Origin of the sequence: Marinomonas rhizomae (genome assembly GCF_003315485.1) — a bacterium.
Taxonomy (GTDB): domain Bacteria; phylum Pseudomonadota; class Gammaproteobacteria; order Pseudomonadales; family Marinomonadaceae; genus Marinomonas; species Marinomonas rhizomae.
The window spans coordinates 216,645-236,148 of the sequence record NZ_QNSE01000003.1 but is presented as its reverse complement, the minus strand read 5'-3'; the positions used below and the strand labels follow the sequence as shown (position 1 = coordinate 236,148).

Below are 19,504 nucleotides of genomic sequence, written 5' to 3'. Positions count from 1 at the left end.
CCACAATCTATCTATTATTTTTTACTGGGGATTTATCATGAAAACATTAACTTATGTTTCTACAAAAAGCGTTACTGATTTAACTTGGCCCGAAACTATCGAAAACATCAATCTATACTCTCCTGCCCTGTCTGTTTTCACAGATTTTCAAACCGCTGGGCCCAGAGTTATTGAATCTAATACTCGCGCAGATGAGTTAGTTCAGTTGATGAAAAAAGAGCATGTGCGTATGAAAATCGTTGTAGATGCTGATAATCGATTTATTGGCGTTATTAGTCTCGAAGATTTGTCTGAAGATGTATTCATTAAACAAGTCGCTAATGGTTTTCAGCGCTCTGAGTTGATGGTGGCAGACTTAATGAGAGCGAAAGAAACATTACTCGCCCTCTCTTATACCTCTCTTAAAAATTCAGACATTGAGTCTCTTTTGTTTAGTCAGCGCAGTAATAAGCTACAACACTTGCTTGTTATTGATGAAGATACCAAGGCAATTCGTGGTCTGGTCTCATCTAATGATGTTGCTCGCCAACTTAGATTAGATATTGATGTTGCCTTTTCTTGTTTCGCCAATACTTATCAAAACGCAGTACTTGGTCAAAAAGGTCAATCTAGCAAACTAAAAGTGGCGTAAGTTACCGTAAACTTAATTCATTCATGTCGAAAAGAAGCCCAGATCATAAAATAATGTGGGCTTCTTTTCGGTCTAACCTTCTTTCTTCTCGATCCAATAGTAATAAGTATCACCGTTCTGCTCTTGCTTTATGAGATTATGACTAAGAAATTGGCAGAACTTTGGAATGTCTCTCGTTGTTGATGGATCGGTTGCGATAACCTTTAGTACTTCTTTGGCAGCTAACTTTCGCATTTCTACATGAAGCATCATAACGGGTTCGGGACAAAGCAAATTTGTAGCATCAAGCAGTGCTTGGTATTCCATAATAAATCTCTCTATTTGATGTTCTTTTTTAGCCAGTTCTTTGTGTGAATAGCCAGTTCTAATACTGTGTTTTCTAGGCTTTTATTGTATTTCTTTAAAGTTTTAAAATCATGGTCTGCACCTTCTACCCAGATAATCTCTACATTAGCAGGCAATGATTGCTGATTTACCCACTCATAGGAGCCAAGCTGATCTCTGGTGCCCTGAATAATAAGGCAAGGTGACTTTAGCTCAGAAAGAAAAGACAGCCTGTGTTTCTCGGGTTTTCCTACCGGATAGAAAGGAAAACCAAAACAGACAACCGCTTTCACCATAGGAAGGTGTGATAGTTGCGTTGCAACTCTTCCTCCCATAGATTTCCCTGCAACAATACAGACCGCCTCGTTTTCAACATAATTGCTGTATTCAGGAATAAGGGTTGTGAACCTAGGCGGTGGCCTTTTTCTTCCTGAGCACTCTTGCTCTTTCATATAGGAAAAGGTTACAGGAACAACTGGTTGTTGATTTTGTGCAGATAGAGCATCACAAAGTAGCTTTAAAAAGTGATTGCTATGGCCAGCGCCAGCACCATGAGCGAGATATATTGGAGGAAGAATCATATTACACTAGTCAAAAAAACATATTAAATCAGATTAAAAGGATGGTTAGAACCTTGTTAGCAACATTATTGTTGCGAAAACAGTGAAAGCTTTCATTTACACTACTGTAACTCTTGATCTGGGTCAGCAAATAGCTTGTCACTAAGGGTTAAACTCCTATTAGAAAATTTAATAGGAACGCATCATGATCTGGGACTCCTCTCTTATAGCTAAGTATGATCTATCTGGACCTCGCTATACTTCTTACCCAACTGCGCCGCAGTTTGACTCAAGCATTAGTAAAATCGCGCTGATTGATAAGATGCTAATGCCTTCAGAGGCGCCTCTTAGCTTGTATTTTCACATTCCATTTTGCGCACACCTTTGCTATTACTGTGCTTGTAATAAAATTGTTACCAAGCAATATGAGAAAGGTGCCGAGTACGTTGAGCTGCTTGGTGAAGAAATGAGGCTACGTAGCCTGATGCTTGATCATACAAGAGAAGTATCGCAACTACATTTTGGTGGCGGCACACCGACTTTTTTAACCGAAGAGTTAATTGATGTTCTATTTGATAGTATTCAACAGCACTTCAATTTGATCAATGATGGCACACAAGATTACAGTATTGAAATTGATCCTCGAGAAATTAGCCAATCAAAATTGAAACTGCTGACTGAAAAAGGAATAAATCGCATCAGTATCGGTGTACAGGACTTCGATCTAAAGGTTCAAGAAGCGATTCATCGAGTGCAGCCCTTTGAAATGGTGTCTGATCTTGTTAAAGACTCTCGGGAGTTAGGCATCAAATCAATTAATTTTGATCTAATTTATGGCTTACCTTATCAATCTATTGATGGTTTTAAAAAGACGCTAGCTCAAGTAGTTGAATTGTCCCCCGAACGAATTTCACTTTTTAATTATGCCCATTTACCCGATCGATTTAGGGCTCAAAGACGAATTCCAGAGGACAGTTTACCTATATCGAACATGAAATTGGATTTGTTAAAAATGAGCATCGAGTTTTTAATCTCGGCTGGTTATGATTATATTGGCATGGATCATTTTGCCAAACCATCTGATAGCTTAGCTATCGCTCAACGACAAGGCCAACTACAACGTAATTTTCAAGGCTACACGACTCATGCAGGTTCAGATTTAGTGGCCTTTGGGGTTTCCGCTATTAGCGATTTAAATGGCGTTTATATTCAAAACCATACTGACTTATCAATTTATAGGAGTAGTATTGAGAAAGGGCAATTAGCTATTGCTAAGGGTTATATTAGCGATTTGGATGATAGGATTAGACATCAAGTCATCATGACGCTAATCTCTCAGTTTGAGCTAAACACCGCCGTTATTGAGCAGAAGTATAATATTCATTTTTTTGAGTATTTTGGTGCAGAAATGGAAAATCTTAACCCGATGCTAGAAGATGGGATGCTGGATATTAACCCTAGTGGAATGCAGACCACTATCAAGGTTACAGAGCGTGGTAGATTATTAATTCGTTGTATTTGCATGGTTTTTGATAAATATCTCAATGGCGCCATAAAATACTCAAAAGTTATATAGATCGAGATCAGGGAGATAAACATGTCAATGACACACACACAGTCACGGTTCAACAGTACACTCACCTCGCAATGTCAAAATTGCAGCTTAAGTGCTCTTTGCCTGCCAATTGCGTTGGCGGACGAAGACATTAATAGATTAGATCAAATTATTGAGCGAAAAAAACCCCTTAAAAAAGGCGAGTTTTTGTTCCGACAAGGAGAGGCGTTTGACTCTGTCTATGCTGTTCGTTCTGGCACGCTAAAAACCTTTAACATTACTTCTGTTGGTGAGGAGCAAATTACAGGCTTTTATTGTCCTAGTGAATTAGTCGGTTTGAGTGGTATTGATTCCAACGTTTATCCTGTCTCCGCAAAAGCACTAGAGACAACCACAGTATGTGAGATCCCATTTAGTCATCTCGAGGAGCTGTCTTCACAAATTCCGTCACTCAAGCATCAGCTGTTTAAAGTCATGAGTCGGAAAATATCTGACGATCAACAGATGATGGTTTTGTTAGGTAAAAAAAATGCAGATGAAAAAGTGGCTTCTTTCCTGTTGAATCTCTCTAATCGATTTAAGAAGCGTGGATACTCAGCAAGTTCTTTTCGTCTATCCATGTCACGTGGCGAAATTGGCAATTACCTAGGCTTGGCTGTGGAAACTGTTAGTCGTGTTATTACTCGCTTTCAAAAAAATGAGCTGATACACGTTGATGGCAAAGAAATAGAGATAGTTGATTTCCATGAAATGCAAAAACTCGTTGGGGTTGCTAGTGATTGTGGTAAAATCGCCCGCATTTGATTAATAAGACGAGGCTCTACCGGAATGCTTTACGATGATTTTTACGTTAAATCACTAATTCAGACAATCGAAGACTGGCCAAAACAAGGCATCAGCTTTAGAGATATCACTCCGATCTTCAGTGATCCCAAAGGCATGAGAATGGTCGTGGATGCTTATGTGCATCGTTACATAGCAACAGATATTACTCATATAGCTTGCATTGATGCCCGTGGTTTTTTGATCGCTGCAGTATTGGCTTATGAATTACAAAAGCCACTTATTTTGGTGCGTAAAAAAGGAAAGCTTCCAGGCAAAACGATTTCGCAGAAATACGCTTTAGAATATGGGGAAGCCGAGCTAGAGATTCAAGAAGGGGCAGTAAAGACAGGTGATGAAGTACTTTTATTTGATGACTTGATCGCTACTGGTGGTACTTTATTTGCAGCTATTAAGTTATTAACTAGCCAAGGTGCAAATATCAAAGAAGTCGCTGCCATTATTGATTTGCCTGATTTAGGTGGTAGCCAAAAATTGAGAGACAATGAGACTCCCGTATTCAGCTTATGCGCTTATGACGGCGAATAAAATACGCTATATATAAATAAAAAAGGTGGCTTTTAAGCCACCTTTTTTATTTATAATGCACACTATTTGAACTAAAAATCTACAGTAGCACCAATAGAGAATCCCTCATTACTTTCCTTGCGGAAGCCATCATCATATACAGTGATGGTCTTACCATATCTAATGTAAGCTCTAGCGTTACGCATTGTCATATATTCAGCACGGAACTCATAAGTATACATATGGTCAAGATTAGTGAATGACAATACCTCAGGTGAATAATACACAGAGCCGTAAATACTGACGCGATTTGCTTGAGGGACAGTGTATCGGTACCAACCACCTAGCGCTAATGCAATAGATAGGTCATCTTCTTCATCAAGGTTAGCATCGATAGCATATAGTCGAGCACCTATGCCAACTTGTAAAGGTCCGCTGGTATCTGAATCTTGTACACTTAACCCAAGATGCGCTGTAGAGGTACTTTCATCTTTATCATGAGTAACTCCGGCGTCTATACCAAAACTACCCATATCTAAGTTTACATCACCTTTTACAGTATCATTTGTTAAGCTGACACCAGCAGTAGAAGCGCTAACGACAGACGACCCAAAAATACAGGCGGTTAGTAGTAACGTTTTATGTGTAAGATTCATTTCTATTACCTATAGTGAAATAATATTTAATCGGTCAAGAGCTGCAGAGGACTGTTTTAACCCTTTAAAGTCAAATAAGTCTGTGTCTGCTAAATGTGATGGAACAATGTTTTGCATAGCAGAGAACATGGTTTCTGTTCTGCCGGGAAATTCTTTTTCCCACTTTTGCAACATATCTTTTACGACTTGTCTTTGTAAGTTTTCTTGTGAACCACAAAGGTTGCAAGGAATGATCGGATATTCCTTCATCGTTGCAAAAGCTTCAATATCTTCTTCTTTGCAGTAGGACAAAGGTCGAATGACAATGTGTTTCCCATCATCGCTTAGCAATTTTGGTGGCATGGACTTTAGCTTGCCACCAAAGAACATATTTAAAAATAGCGTTTCAAGTATATCGTCTCTGTGGTGGCCAAGTGCAATTTTTGTTGCGCCAATTTCTTCAGCAAAACCGTATAAAGAACCGCGGCGTAGTCTAGAGCACAGGCCGCAAGTGGTTTTTCCTTCTGGCACGATTTCTTTTACTATGCTGTAGGTATCACGTTCTAATATGTGAAAATCTACACCAAGCTCTTCTAAGTACGCAGGTAAAATATGCTCAGGAAAGCCTGGTTGTTTTTGGTCTAAATTCACAGCAATAATGCTGAAGTTTATAGGCGCACTTGCCTGTAGATTTCTCAGAATCTCAAGCATGGTATAGGAATCTTTTCCTCCGGATAAGCACACCATAACTTTATCGCCATCTTCAATCATGTTGAAGTCAGCAATTGCTTGGCCAGTTAATCTGCGAAGGCGTTTTTGGAGCTTATTAAGCTCTAATTTTTCTTTAGGTCGATTAGATAAATCCATCATATACACGCTGTAAACAAAACGCGTTTATATTACTATAAGGACGCAGCTATCGCATCAAAAATGGAGGATATAAGGCAAAAGTGCATGAAAAATCATTTTTCACTTATATTTTAAGAGTTGTTACTTATTCGCGTTAACAAACTGTAATGTGGCGTGACAACCTTTGCAGATATATTCAACACCTTTCTGGGCCCTTGTATGGCGGTGTTTAGTAAATTGATGTCTTTGACAAGAGCAGCGGTATTCATAGCTCTGTTTTTGAGGAGGTACATCAAAAGTATGTGTTCTACTAGGTGAAAGGCCATACACCTTTAGCATGACGGCTTTCCACTCCTTTCCGTGAGGTTTTACTGCATTACCATAAATCTGGAAAACGATAATGTGTGCAACCTCATGAGGGACCACAGTCTCAAGAAATTCGGCTGGATTTTGCTGAAACATAAAAGGGTTAAAACGCAGCTCATTCTTTTGTAGATGAGCAGTACCTGCCGCCCGACCTCTTTGCTTTAAATTGCAGTTTGAGCGTTTGAATTTATGGCCAAAAAAAACATCGGCTTGATTAAAACACTCATTTGCCTTGTCGATAACGAGCGTTAAGACGTCTTCTTCACCATTTGTGTTTGTCTGTTGGGAGCTTAAGGGCATAGGGTACCAGCCTCTTTTGAATCAACGTCATGAATGAGTTTAATGAGTGCTTCAGCAAAATCGGCCACTTTATCTTTTGATAGCCCAGTTAACCGACTTAGTGAGGCGACCGAGTTAGGCTTGTGTAAACAAATGAGCCTGAGCTGGGTTTCACTAAGGTCCGTTTTGCCATGGCTGTATTTCCATGCCAAGACTTTATGCCAATTAAGGCTATCTATTGCGATATGATCTTCTTGAAGTGTCGGATAGTAATGCTCGCTAGGAATAATTATCTGGGATTTACCTTGAAGAACATTTCGTGATTTCTCATTGATGTGTACGCTAAAAACACTAAATGTACCAAGAGTAATGTAGTTGTACGCAATCAAGTGCCTAATAACTGACTTCCACTGAACTTCGCTTAACTCTTTACCCTTACCAAATAAGGTCAACGATTGAGCGCTAATAGCTAAAACAGGTTTGGTTTTTTTTCCCAGTAAAATCTGGATAAGCACTGAAAAGGGCTGTAGCCCTTTAGTATGATAAATCAAAGATAAAAACTTCTGGCTAGCAATCGTCATATTTTGCTCAGACTTGTTTGAAAGGCATCGATCACAGTGCTGACAAGCTGGAATATGTTCATCAAAATGCGCTAGCAAATTTTGCCGCCTGCAACCTCGCCCCTCTAAAATACGAAACAAGCTGCTTAAGTGCTGTACTTCGGTTGTTGCGGACAAAGGTTGGAGCGTCGCCAATTGCTGCGCTTGTAGCATGTCTTGTAAACCGTAGAGCAAAAGAGATTTAGCTGGTTTCCCATCTCGCCCTGCCCGCCCCACTTCTTGAAAATAAGACTCTGGACTACTTGGCAAATCTAAATGCACCACAAATCTCACATGGGCAATATCAATCCCCATACCATAAGCTGTGGTTGCCACCATAATAGTGCCTTGCTGTTCGGAGAAGATATTATGATTCTTCTGTTTGTCTTCTTCTGACATGGCAGCATGATAACTCAAGCTGGGCAAACCAAGGTCACTTAACCAGCTGGCAAGTTCCTCTGTTTTCTTCCGTGAGCGACAATAAATAATACCAGTTTCACCAGGTACTTCGTGGTGTAAAAAATACAAAATTTGTTGTTTGGCTTTTCTTTTTTGAGCAATTTGAATTTTAATATTGGAACGATCAAAGCTATTGCGTAATACCAAGCAATTTTTAAGCTGCAATGACTCTTGAATCGTTGTCATGGTTTTTTGATCAACGGTTCCAGTTAGAGCAATAATAGGAACATCAGGAAATGAAGATTTTAGTTGCCCAAGTTGACTGTATTCTGGACGGAAAAAACTTCCCCACTGAGAAATACAATGTGCTTCATCAATAGCAAACAGTGAAATATCAAAGCTGTGCAGAAAACCTATAACCGAAGGTTGAACCAATTTCTCTGGTGATAAATACAGCAAGTCAATATGCTGATGCCGCAAGGCCCAAACAAGGTCATCTTGTTCACCGGGGTTTAAAGTGGAGTTTAGAAATTTAGCTCTAATGCCTTTTTTGCTCAATTCCTCTACTTGCTGAGACATAAGAGATAATAGAGGGCTAACAATGACAGCCACTCCATTTCGCATCAGTCCGGCTGCTTGATAAGTTAAAGACTTACCGCCTCCGGTAGGCGCAGCAAGCAAAACGTCTTGTCCTGAATATAGGGCATCGATCGCCCGCTCTTGCAAAGGACGATATTCAGAGTAGCCCAGACGTGAAAGTGTATGCTTCTTTACATTCATTTATGAATTATCCCTTAACACAACGTTTTCTGCATCGATTTTTCACCCTCTTTTCGCTAGAATCATTCACTTAATCTGTATTAGGGAAACATTTACATGGCACACCAACCTCTTGATGATCTTGAATTAGAGACGTTAGAAATTTTTTTGGAGTCAGATCACGTTCATGAGGAATGTCAGAACTTTGTTATGGCTCATGGCTTCTTAACCGCACTGTCTATTTGCCCTGTTCTTACAACCGAAGATAAATGGCTGCCAGTGATTTTCGAAGACACGCCGCAATTTGAAAACGAGAAACAAGAAAAACAAATACTTCAGTATTTATCACGTCTTTTTGTCGATATTCAAAAAGAACTAGAGTCCGAAGATGGTTTTATGGTGCCTTGTGAGATTGAAATGGGTTCATCACCAGAAGAACTTAGTGAATTGCAAGAGTGGGCTACCGGATTTATGGAAGGCGTATTCATGTCAGAAAGTCACTGGTTTGAGTCAGAAAAAGAAGAAGTTGTCGCTGAACTTTTGTTGCCGATAATGGTAGCGTCTGATTTGTTTGATGACGAAGAAGTCGTGCAAATTCGTCAGAGCGAAAAACTAACCAATTCATGCATCGCTCAAATTCCAGAAGTAGTAACTGATTTATTTTTAGTGCTTCGTACTGAGCCTGAAAAGCGTCCATTTCCAAAAGCTCAAGCTAAAACTAAGGGTAATAACAAGAAAAAGAACGGTAAAAAATCTTAATCTTGCTCTTACTTGTAATATGCTACTGCAAGTAAGAGCTTCTCAGAGCAACGAGAGTAATATCATCTAGTTGCTCTGATTCCCCTTGGTATTCAGCAAGTTTCAACTCAATTTTTTGTTGGGCTGCTATTAAGCTTGCGTCGGCATAAATACACGAAATGAGGGCTTTAACTTGATCGTCTCCAAGCATTTCGTTGTGGCAATTTTTAAGCTCTAACACACCATCAGACACAATAATTAAGGTGTCTCCGGAATTTAATTGGTTACTCTGCAAGTCTGCCTCGAAGTCATTCATTGAAAGAATTCCTAATGGCATATGACTTGACTGTAAATAATCAAACCCGCCATTGGCCCGTCGAATATATGCGTTGGGCATTCCTCCACCCCAATATGTAATGCCACCTTCTTGAGTCATTAACAAGAGATAACCAGCACAAAACATATAGTCTGGTAGAATACTAAAAAGTATTTTGTTAATTCGTACCGCTAACTCATTAACACAAACAACCTCATCAACAGCATCAAAAAAAGTCTGCATAACTGGCAATGCGCCGATAGAGGCTGGAAGACCGTGTCCAGTAAAGTCGCCTACAAATACAAGACGGGCACCATCCAAACGGGTTTTTATCAAGGCTAAATCGCCATTAAAGCTGGCTGCGGATAATCTTGTAATCGCAACTTGTTCTGAGTTTTTATCACTGCGATTTTGAATGTGATCAAGCACATGATGAGCCATTTCATGCTCTCGTTCGATCATAGCTTGATAATAGGTTAGCGCTTTATTCTTGCGGTACATCTCTTTCATGAGTTCGACATGACGCATGTGTGTTTTCAGTCGAATATTAAGCAGCATTTCATTGAATGGTTTGGGGATAAAATCGTCAGCGCCAGCCTTGAAACACTTATCCATAACAGAATCGGTAGTATGCGATGCAAGGAAAATCATTGGTACAAACCGTTTACCAGATAAAGTTTTAAGCTTTTGTACCAAAGCATAGCCACTACCTCCCTTCATTATTACATCCAAAGTGACGATATCTGGAGCATAGCTTTCGAATGCTATAATAGCTTCTTGGTAACTGGCCACAGCTTTGACCGTTACCCCTTCTTTTTCAGCGCATAAAGAAATAATTTCGCGATAAACGGGTTCACTGTCTACGCATAACAACTTCATTTATTTAGCCTTCATTGGATATCAAAGCGTTTATCAAAACGAGAAATCATGAGGATATTCTTAATAAAAGCATTTGCTCCAGTTAACTGAATATTACTTTCTTCCTCAATCCCATTGCGCATACTTAATAACATACCAAGCGCAGCACTATCTAAATACTCAACCATACTCATATCAACTACGTAGGTTTTGTAGCATCTCTCGAGGTCTGAATAAGCAGCTCGAAACTCGTTAAACAAAGAAAAATCAAAACTCCCTACAATGGTGATTGTAGCAATGTCTTTGGTTTCATTAACTGTTATTGAAATACTCATTAGTTAATCGAGTTAGGGCTATTCACCCTGCTCGCCTCCGTGGCATTTTGGCGATAAAGGCGCAAGCGCATTGCGCTCATGCCACTCTTTAATTGAGTATAAATGCATAGCAAGAGCATGGATTTTTGTCATCTCTTTTTGCAGTACACCGTAAACAAGCTGATGGCGCTGGACCAATCTCTTACCTTCAAAAATATCGCTAACAAGAATCAATTTGAAGTGAGACTCACTTCCTTCTGGAACATTATGCATATAACTCTCGTTTTCGAGTGTCATATGATGAACCTCCAGCTGTTCATTTATGCGTTGATCTATTTGATTTTGTACGATCATATTATTCTCAGTTATGCTGGAGTTGCTGAGGCGTCAGATTCACCATTAAGTAGTACTTGACCCTTTTCTTTCGGGTAAGCGACATCAATAGACACTGCACCACCTTCTCGCCATACGCTAATAACAGTATCCATATTAGCGGCCATAACAGCACGCTTATCGTCTGGTGCTGCCGCAATAACTTGTAGACCAATATCCTTCATGAATCCCATACAAGTAGATGTTTTCACCATATCTATCTTATTAAAAGCCTCATCAAACATGGCTAATGAAAAACCACCAACAATTTCGCCTTCCATGGTTTCATGTAAGCGATAAGTAGTAGATAAAGCGGCAGCAATTGCCAAGTAGAAAGGGATTTGGTGCTCACCACCGGAACCAGTCTGAATTCGCTGACTAAGGGTTGTTTTTTTATTGCCTTCTGCATCTAAGATATCGACTTCGAAGTTATAAAATTTACGATAATCCGCCAGGTCCTGCTGTTTTTCATCATCCGATATTAGCTCTTGAATCGATGCGATAGCACGAACGTGATCAGGGTCGTCACTTAAATGCGGATCGAATAACCCACCTACATTAGCTTGATCTTGGGCACTAAAGCGTTCGACAAGATCTAAAATATCCTTCATGTCGCCATTTGGGTAATAGCGGAACTGATAAATTTCTTGGTTAAATGGGCGACGCTTCAAACTGTGGTTAAGCTCACGAATAATATGCGCAACCTGATCTAGAGAATCTTTCAATTTAGAAACATAATCTGAGCGAAAAGTTTCCTCGGCTTCCTTTCGGGCCAGTTCAGCACGCTTAGCGTATTTTGCCAATTCAGTGTCGCTCAATACGTCTATTTGATACGTCACATAGTGCTCAAACTCTTCGAACTTAGACTCTAAGTAGTCTAATTGAATATCGTTATCTAAATTAGCATGATGGTATTTGCCATAATGATCAGCCACTTCTTTTCGGACCTTCTGATCAAAACTGCGTGCTTTTTCACTGGCTTTGTCAGCACGGCTAATCGCTTCTTTATAAATAGCCGCACCGTTTACCATGCTACTTTCCAATAAAGCATATCGCTCACTAGCAAACTCAGCATCGTATTTTGGGTTTGATGTCAGGCGGTTACGCTCTTCATCAAGCGCGGATAAAGCGGAACTTAATTGACTCTTTTGCGTGTTTAATGCACCAAATTGTTCCGCTATTTGTTGGCGCTCACGATCTAATTTTTTCTGATCTAGTTCGACATTAGCTATGCGCGACTTAAGCGCTTCGATACGTTCTTGCAATTCGGTATCGTCATGCTTTTGTAGTTGCGAAATTTCCGCTTCAACTGACTCTAATTCTTGTGTTAATCGCGCCACTGTGTGGCTTGCATTGCCAATGCTTTCGGCATCAAATTGGTTATTCGCCATAACACGCCCAAGCAAGGAATCTGCTTGCTCAAGACGTTGATCTGCTTTTAGAAAGTTCATTAGCTCGCCACTTAAATTGGCAAGTTGTTTTTCACGTGACTCTCGCATGCCTTCAGTATTAATACCAACCATCATGTGTGGTACGAAACGAATGGTAGAAATAGTACCAGCAAGCTTTAACATACCATCAGCAGTCATAGCGCTGTCTTCACGCAACAGCTCGCGCTCTGTGTCGACAGGTTTGATGCCACCCAAACGACGATTCAGGTAGGCTTGAGCATGATCATTATTGCATCGAATAAAACGCAAGGCAGAATGATGGTCACCACGATTGAGCCATAGTCGAGTCTGCGTGGTATCGATAACACGACAGCCCATTAATTGGCGTCGATGCGCGCGAAAAATCCGAATTGCTTCTTCTGCATCCTCAGGCTCAACAATAAGAGCTTCACGTTGAGCACCAAGATAACCTTCGATGGCATCCTGCCACTTTCTGTCTGTTACTTCGGCTAAATGACTAAGTGGAGTCGCTGTGATGCTCGCGTCTTTTAATAACGCAATTAAACGCTTTGTATTTTGAGAGAGTGGGCTTACACCACCTTTCAGTGAGGAAACATCGGATTCAAGTTGCTTACATTCGTCTTTTAAATTCAGAATAGTACGGTTTAGTTCCGAACGTTGAGCAAAGACTTGAGATTTTTCTTTGTCTAATATTTCATTTAGCTCGACTAATTTCTGTGTCAACGGTTTAAGACTGCCCTCAACACGTCCCTCTTCTGTTATCAAGCCGTTGAAAGCTGAGAACTCTTTTACCAGAGCGATAGTTTCTTGGGACAATAGGTCCTCAAAGGAATTCAGTGCAGATAAAAGCAAAGTTAACTGACGAACTTGTAAAATGGCTTTTTGATCTTGCTGACCTTGCAAAGTAAGTAGCTTCTTATTTTGCTCAAGCTGCTGTAGTTTCAAGCCAACATCAGAATGCTCGTATTGTTGCTCAAACCGTAGGAGTTGTCCTTGAAGTTGTTTTAACAAACTATTTTGAGTTGCTAACTCTTCTTCAATCTCCTCTTCGCGTTCTCTTTGTAGCTCGTATTGATCTTGAATGTCGTCTTGTTTGCTGCCTAACTCATCAAAACGTGCCTCAGTCGCGATCCATTGATAATTGACTGCGCTTTGTTCCTGCTGATGTTTTTTATCACAATCCTGCTGAATAAGCTTGAGATCATCAATTCGCTTAGAAACTTCAAGCGTTTTAGCTTCCAAATGACGATATTCATTCAACGACTTTTGGTATGCACCCACCTGTAATGGAGCTTCTGCCAGAACGAAATCCTGGACAAAACGCGTTGGGGAGGCAATGGGGACAAACTTTAAGGCATTTTTAAAGTTTTTAAGGAAGCTATCCAGTGTGATCAAATGATCTGGACTTGGACTTAGCTCTTCAAGATAGCGGTTGATGTATTGTGTCGCTGACGCGCTACCTGATTTGATGTAAGGATCTAGGCAAACTTTTTTTATTGTTTCTCGAACTTCAATCCAAGGTTTAGCTTTGTAACTATTACCCTCCATCGAGTCGATAAAATCAGATTTCCTTACCCCAAAGTTTGATAGAACAAAGCGGCCAAGCACATCTTCTTCAGGAGATGCTAATGAAGCACTTAGTGCTAAACCAACCGTTGACTCTTTACCTGTGATGCTGTCTTCGAACACCAATGCAAGGTAACTTGTTGCATCCTGTCTCGGTTGTGTCCCTAAGGCTTTTACATTGGCTTGGCCTGAATCAATCATCCCCAAAATGTAAGAGCGAATGCTTCGACCACTGGCTTTTCCATCATTGGCACTGGCGTTGTAGTTAAGATGACGCTTACTGGCACCTGTTAGTACGGTTTGAATGGCATCGAGTAAAGATGATTTACCGGAACCGGTTGGGCCGATAATAGCCGTGTTGCCACGAATGTTAATTTCTTCTGCACCAAGCAGGTACCAATTTACTAATACGATTCGATTTAACTTTTTCATATTTTGGCCCTAGTCTTGATTGGTTTCTTGCGTTGTTTCTGTTTCAGCATCTGAATCGGCAACTTCGTCTTCATCCGGGTCTGTGCCATTAAAAGACTCCAATTGCCTTAAATATGCTTCGGTTACAATCAATCTTACTACTGGGGTAATGTTGATCATTTGATTCTTACTGTCTTCTTCGTAAGATTTGCCACGGATAAGGATCCCATGGCGGCTAAACAAAGCCAAGATGTCTTTAAAACGTGTTTCATTTGGAATTTCACGTTTGACCAGCTGAACAAATCTATCCAAAATGGTGTGAGTATTTGTCGCTACAAAACCATTATCGACTTCAAAATTTTCTATTTTTTCTTCGTAAATTTGGCGAAGTACCAACAAAAACAATGTTTCATCAGTTTTCAAGCGTACAAACGCTTCTTTTTGAACGGGTAAAACGCCCGCCAATCGCTCGTTTTCATTAATGTAGAGCGTCATGCCCAAGGCATCGAAAAGATTAGCGAAGTAGTCCTGATAAGACTCTAGAAGGAGATAATGCTTACGTTGGCCATGTTTGTAGGCGCTAGCAAATTGGTTCGCAATAACAAAGTTTGCGGTTTGCTGGAATTCTTGAGCGTCTTTGCCGGACTCTTCAACGACTTTTTTTAGTTCTCTAAGCATTACGCTTTGCTCCTACGCACTACAGTAAATTCGCGACATTCAACGAAGTTGTGCACATCCAAATATTGGTTAGTAAACTGTATTTCAAATAAATCTTCTATTTTCTTTGCACTCACGCCAAGTGAGCCGACATAACGCAAATGATCGAAACAAACAAAATCTTCTACCGACTCTATGGTGAAATCCAAGATATGCTTGCTATCGGCCGAAGCGATTTGCTTATCTAAATAGCTTTGCATCTTTGGAATAGTCACTTGTCTAGCTTCATGGAAGCGACGCTGTTGATCGCGAAGTTTAATCGCATCCGCAGACACTTCAGCTGGTGTCATTACTCGTGGAGGTGGTGGCTCTCGGCGTTTAGTCGGTTGTGCTGCAGAGGCCATTCCGACAAACCGAGCGCCAACTACTTCTTTTAAAATAGGAAGTTTGTCATATTTCGCTACATCAGTAATGATCCCCGCGACTTTATTTGCCATACCAGGCCTTGAGCTGTCCATATAACGAGCTGTATCGGCGGCACGCTTTTCTAATCTGTACCTATATTCATCAATGCGTTCTAAGCGTTGTTCAATATTGCTAAAGGTTTGAATAATGTCCCGACAGTCTTTCTCTACCATGGCTTGAGCTTCTGCCATTGTGATTAACTGCTGATCAACATAGCATTGAGCAACTTGCCCCATGACTTCAGGATCACTTAGAAACTCCTGAGTCAACTCAAGAATTTGGCGCCTAAACCGGAATGGGTTGTTGCTGGTTTTGATCGTTTTGTAGTCCGCGATCAATATGCCTTCGACAAATAAATCAAAAAAACCGGCCACTATTGCCTTAGGGTCTCGGCTTGCAAACAACTCTCGTTGCAAACTGCGGATACCAAGCAGTATCTGATTCAAATGTGCAGAAAAATCTCTAGAGGCTTCCGCCGACTGGCGTAATGTTACACCACGCTCTTTGGGGTGTTTTGCAACAGATTCTAGATTACTTAAAATACTTAATACGGTTGCGCCGTAATTACGCTTACCATGTCGACTAATTTCGACTAAAGAACGCAGCAACATGGATATTTGCGGTGTCATTAGTACGCTAACACGATACAGTTCTTGCTCTTCAACCAACCAGCCGGTATTAACTAAGCGATGGTAAATCCTTAGTGCATAGTCATGGATAGTTTTTGGCGAATCAAAGGATTCTTTCTGATCGTCATGCCAAGCTAGTGTATCCAATTTGTGTAAGGTGTCTTCAATTGATTCAATAATGGTTGATTTGTCTTTTATGGGGTCTTCTGCATGATCATAAAAGACATCTGCAAGATCATTTAATACCGCTTCAATTAACGCCCTATTAGAGCCGCTTAATGCCTGAAATATTTCATCAGGTAAGTGTCTAAATAACATTCACCCGGCTCCATGAATTAACGATAACTAATGGCATGTTTAAACCTTACCTAAATGATTGGCAACGACTGTTTGCATAGCCTGTTTTACTAATACATCGTCCCCGATTGGCGGTAGCAATTCTATTTGAAGTTCATCACTCTGCAATGACTCTATTTGGGCTGGTACATCATGTCTTAGATGACGACCAATGGCTAAAAATAGAGGCAAAACAGCTAGGTTACGAACATCTTTATTTAGTTTAGCGACAACATCTTCCAAAGAGGGAGCAGTCAGTTCCATATAAGCCAAACTCACATTGTTTTCACCATATGTTTGCGACACTTGATGATAAAGTGATTCGAAGGGCTCTTTCCAAAGAGGATCAGGGCTTCCATGTGCAAGAAGTATGATGTGATCGTATTCTTTGCGTAGCATTTTGATACCTAATGTTTCTTGATCCCCCCATTTTAGCCATCCTATGTCAGAAAAAGAAGGTGCAGAGTAAAAAAGCTTCAAATCTTCTGACCAAATTGGGCAAAAAATAGTTTATGAGCTAAGTTTAGGAAGTTATTGATCCTATTTCCTTTTTTATACGTACAATGAATAACTATCGCAACACATGGAGCATGTAAAAGTGAAGATTTTGTTATCAGGAGCCACGGGCTTTATTGGCCAACATTTACTTCAAACGTTACTAAAAAAAGGTTACGAAATTTATGCCCTGGTGAAACAAGTTGATAATCGCCTTGACAGTAGAGTTAACCAACTGACGATAAAGTCACTCACGCAACTTGAAGAACAATTAGATGTGTTTATAAACCTTGCTGGTGAAAACATTGCTAGTCAACCGTGGACGAAAAAACGCAAACAGACTTTATTCGAAAGTAGAGTAGTACTGACAAATAACATCCAGCAAGCTTTGAAGCATTCACCTAAAACGGTTATTTCGATGTCAGCGGTTGGTTATTATGGGGTAGCAAGGCACGATGTTTTTTATGAAAATACACCACCAAAATCTGGCTTTGCTCATGACCTATGTGCAGCTTGGGAAGAGTCTGCGAATGCCTTTTCGAATAACAATACCCGCGTTGTGATATTTCGTTTGGGGGTTGTGCTAGGTATGGGCGGAGCACTCGGTAAAATGCGACTGCCATTTTTATGTGGTTTAGGCGGCCCAATCGCTGGTGGTAAGCAGTGGTTTTCCTGGATTCACATAGACGATGTAGTTAGAGCTATTATTGCTGCTATTGATGATCAATCATATAAAGGGGCTTTTAACCTAGTCGCTCCACAGTTGATTGAACAAAAACGTTTTGCTCAATCTTATGCAGCATCTTTAAAACGACCAACCTTCTTTCCGACGCCTAGATGGATGCTAAATCTTATTTTGGGAGAAATGGCATCACTGTTAACAGAAGGTGCAAAAGTTGTTCCTCAAAGGTTAGAAAAACAGGGTTTTGAATTTCAGTATAAGAATATAGATCATGCGCTAATAGACATTGAAAGATGCCATTGATAAGCCGACATTTTGGTCATCGTTTCCTTTTTAATACAGGTAAACCTTTGTCATCATTCAGTGTGTGAGTACAGATAGGGTAAGTAATACACCCCCAAAAGTAGCCATTTTTACTTTTTTTCCGGACTAAATAATGACCGCAGGCACGACAAGGGTATTTTTTTGTGCTGGAAGGAACGCCATTATCATCTTCTACTGTGACTTTGCATTCAGGGTAGCTGGAGCACCCCCAAAAAGCATTATCTTTAAACGTTTTCCTTCTTAGAGGAGAGTCGCAAGCTGGGCACAGGTAGCGCTTTGCTCTAACTGGTTTACCATTTTCATTGTTTGCGGTGTAGTTGCAGGCAGGATAAGATTCGCACCCCCAAAATAGCCCATTGGCGCCCTCTTTTAAGGTCAGCAGACTTTCACATTTTGGGCAACGATATCGCACTTTAGCCGATCTGATATGGGCGTCATCACTTTGTTCTAGGAATTCTTGCTCCCAATTGCTAGAAGGTGATATTGGTGCTTGATCGTCGTTTTCTGGCATTGCTATTACTCTTTGCGCTTATCGCAAAGCGCATGACTGCCTTGGCATTCGTCTTGGTCAACGAACTCTCTGATTTTTGAAGCGCCTTTTCTTGCGCTATCAGCCGTTGCTGCTCCAGCTTCTTTCATTTTATCCCAAACAATTCCGCTTGTTTCTTTGGTTGTTGATGATGCTTTTCTTCCTAATTTCGATGCTTTATCTCCCAACTCCGACGCTTTTTCTGCTGTGGTGTCAGCTATTTCAACCGTGGCTGTTTTAGTTTTCTCCCACAGATTTTGCGCACCTCCTTTTACTTTATCAAGAGCACTTTCCTGTGATTGCGCCAAAGTAGAAATAAGAATAAATGAACAAACAATTACTTTTATATATTTCATCATATCGCCTTTCTATTTACAGTAGTCGACACGTTTAACCAATCAAGAAGTTGAGCAATATCACTAAGGGTTTCGAGCTGAGGGTAAAGCAACAAGGTGTCATCAGCTACTTTTTCATGATCCCAAGTGCTGTGATAAGGAATATGTAGGGCCTTAGCGCCAAGATCCAATACAGGCAAAATATCTGATTTTAATGAGTTGCCAACCATCAAAAAGTGTTTGCTAGCTACATGATGACGCTGCAGTATTTGCTGGTAAGCATCAGACGTTTTATCACTAACGATTTCAATAGCGTCGAAGTAATCAGCAATCCCAGACTTAGCAAGCTTACTTTCTTGGTCAAGCAAATCTCCTTTGGTAATAACTAATAAGCGATAGCTTCCTTTTAAGTCGGTTAATACCTGTTTTACATTGGGTAATAGCTCTACTGGAGAAGCAAGCATGCATTTGGCAAGCTGAATAATTTCATGTATTTCGCTTCCTGAGATACGGCCTTCCGTTAGTTCAATTGCCGTTTCGATCATAGACAAAGTGAAACCTTTTATGCCATAGCCAAAGTGCTCTAGGTTTTTAACCTGAACGCCCCCTAGGTGAAAGCGAATATAAGCTTCCTCATGATACGGCAGTAGCAAATTAATAAACTCATCTTGAGCATGAACAAAGATATCTTCATTTCGCCACAGTGTATCGTCTGCATCAAATGCAATTGTTTGGATGTTTGAGTTACTTAAACGCATT

General features: G+C 40.3%; 22 protein-coding genes. 6 read left to right on the top strand and 16 right to left on the bottom strand.

Annotation, left to right across the window (positions count from 1 at the left end; genetic code table 11):
• The first annotated feature begins 37 nt into the window (after positions 1–37).
• Positions 38–631, top strand: coding sequence for a CBS domain-containing protein (locus tag DFP80_RS04700; RefSeq protein WP_113915664.1), 594 nt, complete (start codon positions 38–40; stop codon positions 629–631).
• 72 nt (positions 632–703) lie between these two features.
• Here the strand turns inward: DFP80_RS04700 and tusA are convergent, their stop codons facing one another.
• Together tusA and DFP80_RS04690 are read right to left on the bottom strand one after the other, a co-directional pair.
• Complete coding sequence (gene tusA, locus DFP80_RS04695; RefSeq protein WP_113915663.1) at positions 704–937, bottom strand: sulfurtransferase TusA; 234 nt, start codon at positions 935–937, stop codon at positions 704–706.
• A gap of 11 nt (positions 938–948) precedes the next feature.
• On the bottom strand, positions 949–1,536 hold the full coding sequence (locus DFP80_RS04690) for an alpha/beta family hydrolase (protein ID WP_113915662.1): 588 nt from the start codon (positions 1,534–1,536) through the stop codon (positions 949–951).
• A gap of 184 nt (positions 1,537–1,720) precedes the next feature.
• On the opposite strand from DFP80_RS04690, the gene hemN reads away from it, so the two are divergent.
• The 3 genes from hemN to DFP80_RS04675 are packed head-to-tail and all read left to right on the top strand — an operon-like array spanning position 1,721 to position 4,441.
• Positions 1,721–3,091 carry an oxygen-independent coproporphyrinogen III oxidase gene (gene hemN, locus DFP80_RS04685; RefSeq protein WP_113915661.1) on the top strand — a complete coding sequence of 457 codons (1,371 nt, stop codon included), beginning with the start codon at positions 1,721–1,723 and terminating at the stop codon, positions 3,089–3,091.
• Positions 3,092–3,112: 21 nt separating this feature from the next.
• The gene (gene fnr, locus DFP80_RS04680; RefSeq protein ID WP_113915660.1) at positions 3,113–3,874 is read left to right on the top strand and encodes a fumarate/nitrate reduction transcriptional regulator Fnr; all 762 of its coding nucleotides are present in this window, start codon (positions 3,113–3,115) and stop codon (positions 3,872–3,874) included.
• Between the two features lie 24 nt (positions 3,875–3,898).
• Positions 3,899–4,441: an adenine phosphoribosyltransferase gene (locus DFP80_RS04675; protein WP_113915659.1), complete on the top strand. Its 543-nt coding sequence runs from the start codon at positions 3,899–3,901 to the stop codon at positions 4,439–4,441.
• A gap of 71 nt (positions 4,442–4,512) precedes the next feature.
• Here DFP80_RS04675 and DFP80_RS04670 read toward each other — a convergent pair whose 3' ends face one another.
• The 4 genes from DFP80_RS04670 to DFP80_RS04655 form a co-directional block, all read right to left on the bottom strand.
• The gene (locus tag DFP80_RS04670) at positions 4,513–5,076 is read right to left on the bottom strand and encodes a YfaZ family outer membrane protein (RefSeq protein ID WP_113915658.1); all 564 of its coding nucleotides are present in this window, start codon (positions 5,074–5,076) and stop codon (positions 4,513–4,515) included.
• A 9-nt stretch (positions 5,077–5,085) separates the two neighbouring features.
• Entirely contained in the window at positions 5,086–5,925 is an 840-nt protein-coding gene (gene ttcA, locus DFP80_RS04665) for a tRNA 2-thiocytidine(32) synthetase TtcA (protein ID WP_113915657.1), read from the bottom strand.
• A gap of 120 nt (positions 5,926–6,045) precedes the next feature.
• Positions 6,046–6,570, bottom strand: coding sequence for a SprT family zinc-dependent metalloprotease (locus DFP80_RS04660; RefSeq protein ID WP_113915656.1), 525 nt, complete (start codon positions 6,568–6,570; stop codon positions 6,046–6,048).
• Positions 6,561–8,327 carry a RecQ family ATP-dependent DNA helicase gene (locus tag DFP80_RS04655; RefSeq protein WP_113915655.1) on the bottom strand — a complete coding sequence of 589 codons (1,767 nt, stop codon included), beginning with the start codon at positions 8,325–8,327 and terminating at the stop codon, positions 6,561–6,563. The genes DFP80_RS04660 and DFP80_RS04655 overlap by 10 nt, the downstream gene beginning before the upstream one ends.
• A gap of 96 nt (positions 8,328–8,423) precedes the next feature.
• Here DFP80_RS04655 and DFP80_RS04650 point away from each other — a divergent pair, with 96 nt between their 5' ends.
• Positions 8,424–9,065, top strand: coding sequence for a YecA/YgfB family protein (locus tag DFP80_RS04650; protein WP_113915654.1), 642 nt, complete (start codon positions 8,424–8,426; stop codon positions 9,063–9,065).
• A gap of 22 nt (positions 9,066–9,087) precedes the next feature.
• On the opposite strand, the gene DFP80_RS04645 is transcribed toward DFP80_RS04650, so the two are convergent.
• The 7 genes from DFP80_RS04645 to DFP80_RS04615 are packed head-to-tail and all read right to left on the bottom strand — an operon-like array spanning position 9,088 to position 16,860.
• A complete protein-coding gene (locus tag DFP80_RS04645) occupies positions 9,088–10,239 on the bottom strand; it encodes a SpoIIE family protein phosphatase (protein ID WP_113915653.1) in 1,152 nt (383 codons plus the stop codon).
• A gap of 11 nt (positions 10,240–10,250) precedes the next feature.
• Entirely contained in the window at positions 10,251–10,553 is a 303-nt protein-coding gene (locus DFP80_RS04640; RefSeq protein ID WP_113915652.1) for an STAS domain-containing protein, read from the bottom strand.
• 18 nt (positions 10,554–10,571) lie between these two features.
• Positions 10,572–10,886, bottom strand: coding sequence for a BolA family protein (locus DFP80_RS04635; protein WP_113915651.1), 315 nt, complete (start codon positions 10,884–10,886; stop codon positions 10,572–10,574).
• A gap of 11 nt (positions 10,887–10,897) precedes the next feature.
• Complete coding sequence (locus DFP80_RS04630; protein ID WP_113915650.1) at positions 10,898–14,314, bottom strand: SbcC/MukB-like Walker B domain-containing protein; 3,417 nt, start codon at positions 14,312–14,314, stop codon at positions 10,898–10,900.
• Between the two features lie 9 nt (positions 14,315–14,323).
• Positions 14,324–14,971 (bottom strand): DUF4194 domain-containing protein, encoded by a 648-nt coding sequence (locus DFP80_RS04625; RefSeq protein WP_113915649.1) that lies wholly within the window; start codon positions 14,969–14,971, stop codon positions 14,324–14,326.
• A complete protein-coding gene (locus DFP80_RS04620; RefSeq protein ID WP_113915648.1) occupies positions 14,971–16,362 on the bottom strand; it encodes a Wadjet anti-phage system protein JetA family protein in 1,392 nt (463 codons plus the stop codon). Before DFP80_RS04620 ends, DFP80_RS04625 begins: the two co-directional genes overlap by 1 nt.
• A gap of 39 nt (positions 16,363–16,401) precedes the next feature.
• On the bottom strand, positions 16,402–16,860 hold the full coding sequence (locus DFP80_RS04615; protein WP_241560194.1) for a sirohydrochlorin chelatase: 459 nt from the start codon (positions 16,858–16,860) through the stop codon (positions 16,402–16,404).
• A 118-nt stretch (positions 16,861–16,978) separates the two neighbouring features.
• On the opposite strand from DFP80_RS04615, the gene DFP80_RS04610 reads away from it, so the two are divergent.
• A complete protein-coding gene (locus tag DFP80_RS04610; protein ID WP_113915646.1) occupies positions 16,979–17,860 on the top strand; it encodes a TIGR01777 family oxidoreductase in 882 nt (293 codons plus the stop codon).
• Between the two features lie 16 nt (positions 17,861–17,876).
• On the opposite strand, the gene DFP80_RS04605 is transcribed toward DFP80_RS04610, so the two are convergent.
• Genes DFP80_RS04605 through DFP80_RS04595 form a run of 3 tightly spaced genes read right to left on the bottom strand, consistent with a single transcriptional unit; the run spans position 17,877 to position 19,503 of the window.
• Complete coding sequence (locus tag DFP80_RS04605; RefSeq protein WP_113915645.1) at positions 17,877–18,392, bottom strand: DNA topoisomerase family protein; 516 nt, start codon at positions 18,390–18,392, stop codon at positions 17,877–17,879.
• Positions 18,393–18,397: 5 nt separating this feature from the next.
• Positions 18,398–18,769 carry a hypothetical protein gene (locus DFP80_RS04600; protein WP_113915644.1) on the bottom strand — a complete coding sequence of 124 codons (372 nt, stop codon included), beginning with the start codon at positions 18,767–18,769 and terminating at the stop codon, positions 18,398–18,400.
• On the bottom strand, positions 18,766–19,503 hold the full coding sequence (locus DFP80_RS04595; protein WP_113915643.1) for an HAD family hydrolase: 738 nt from the start codon (positions 19,501–19,503) through the stop codon (positions 18,766–18,768). The genes DFP80_RS04600 and DFP80_RS04595 overlap by 4 nt, the downstream gene beginning before the upstream one ends.
• Position 19,504 lies beyond the last annotated feature (1 nt).

Bases quoted from the DNA above. Each gene is read 5' to 3' on its own strand.
- DFP80_RS04675 (WP_113915659.1), top strand. From the start codon at position 3,899: ATGCTTTACGATGATTTTTACGTTAAATCACTAATTCAGACAATCGAA.
- DFP80_RS04700 (WP_113915664.1), top strand. From the start codon at position 38: ATGAAAACATTAACTTATGTTTCTACAAAAAGCGTTACTGATTTAACT.
- hemN (WP_113915661.1), top strand. From the start codon at position 1,721: ATGATCTGGGACTCCTCTCTTATAGCTAAGTATGATCTATCTGGACCT.
- DFP80_RS04595 (WP_113915643.1), bottom strand. From the start codon at position 19,503: ATGCGTTTAAGTAACTCAAACATCCAAACAATTGCATTTGATGCAGAC.
- DFP80_RS04605 (WP_113915645.1), bottom strand. From the start codon at position 18,392: ATGCCAGAAAACGACGATCAAGCACCAATATCACCTTCTAGCAATTGG.
- fnr (WP_113915660.1), top strand. From the start codon at position 3,113: ATGTCAATGACACACACACAGTCACGGTTCAACAGTACACTCACCTCG.
- tusA (WP_113915663.1), bottom strand. From the start codon at position 937: ATGGAATACCAAGCACTGCTTGATGCTACAAATTTGCTTTGTCCCGAA.
- DFP80_RS04600 (WP_113915644.1), bottom strand. From the start codon at position 18,769: ATGATGAAATATATAAAAGTAATTGTTTGTTCATTTATTCTTATTTCT.
- DFP80_RS04640 (WP_113915652.1), bottom strand. From the start codon at position 10,553: ATGAGTATTTCAATAACAGTTAATGAAACCAAAGACATTGCTACAATC.
- DFP80_RS04620 (WP_113915648.1), bottom strand. From the start codon at position 16,362: ATGTTATTTAGACACTTACCTGATGAAATATTTCAGGCATTAAGCGGC.
- ttcA (WP_113915657.1), bottom strand. From the start codon at position 5,925: ATGATGGATTTATCTAATCGACCTAAAGAAAAATTAGAGCTTAATAAG.
- DFP80_RS04635 (WP_113915651.1), bottom strand. From the start codon at position 10,886: ATGATCGTACAAAATCAAATAGATCAACGCATAAATGAACAGCTGGAG.
- DFP80_RS04690 (WP_113915662.1), bottom strand. From the start codon at position 1,536: ATGATTCTTCCTCCAATATATCTCGCTCATGGTGCTGGCGCTGGCCAT.
- DFP80_RS04630 (WP_113915650.1), bottom strand. From the start codon at position 14,314: ATGAAAAAGTTAAATCGAATCGTATTAGTAAATTGGTACCTGCTTGGT.
- DFP80_RS04645 (WP_113915653.1), bottom strand. From the start codon at position 10,239: ATGAAGTTGTTATGCGTAGACAGTGAACCCGTTTATCGCGAAATTATT.
- DFP80_RS04650 (WP_113915654.1), top strand. From the start codon at position 8,424: ATGGCACACCAACCTCTTGATGATCTTGAATTAGAGACGTTAGAAATT.
- DFP80_RS04625 (WP_113915649.1), bottom strand. From the start codon at position 14,971: ATGCTTAGAGAACTAAAAAAAGTCGTTGAAGAGTCCGGCAAAGACGCT.
- DFP80_RS04655 (WP_113915655.1), bottom strand. From the start codon at position 8,327: ATGAATGTAAAGAAGCATACACTTTCACGTCTGGGCTACTCTGAATAT.
- DFP80_RS04670 (WP_113915658.1), bottom strand. From the start codon at position 5,076: ATGAATCTTACACATAAAACGTTACTACTAACCGCCTGTATTTTTGGG.
- DFP80_RS04660 (WP_113915656.1), bottom strand. From the start codon at position 6,570: ATGCCCTTAAGCTCCCAACAGACAAACACAAATGGTGAAGAAGACGTC.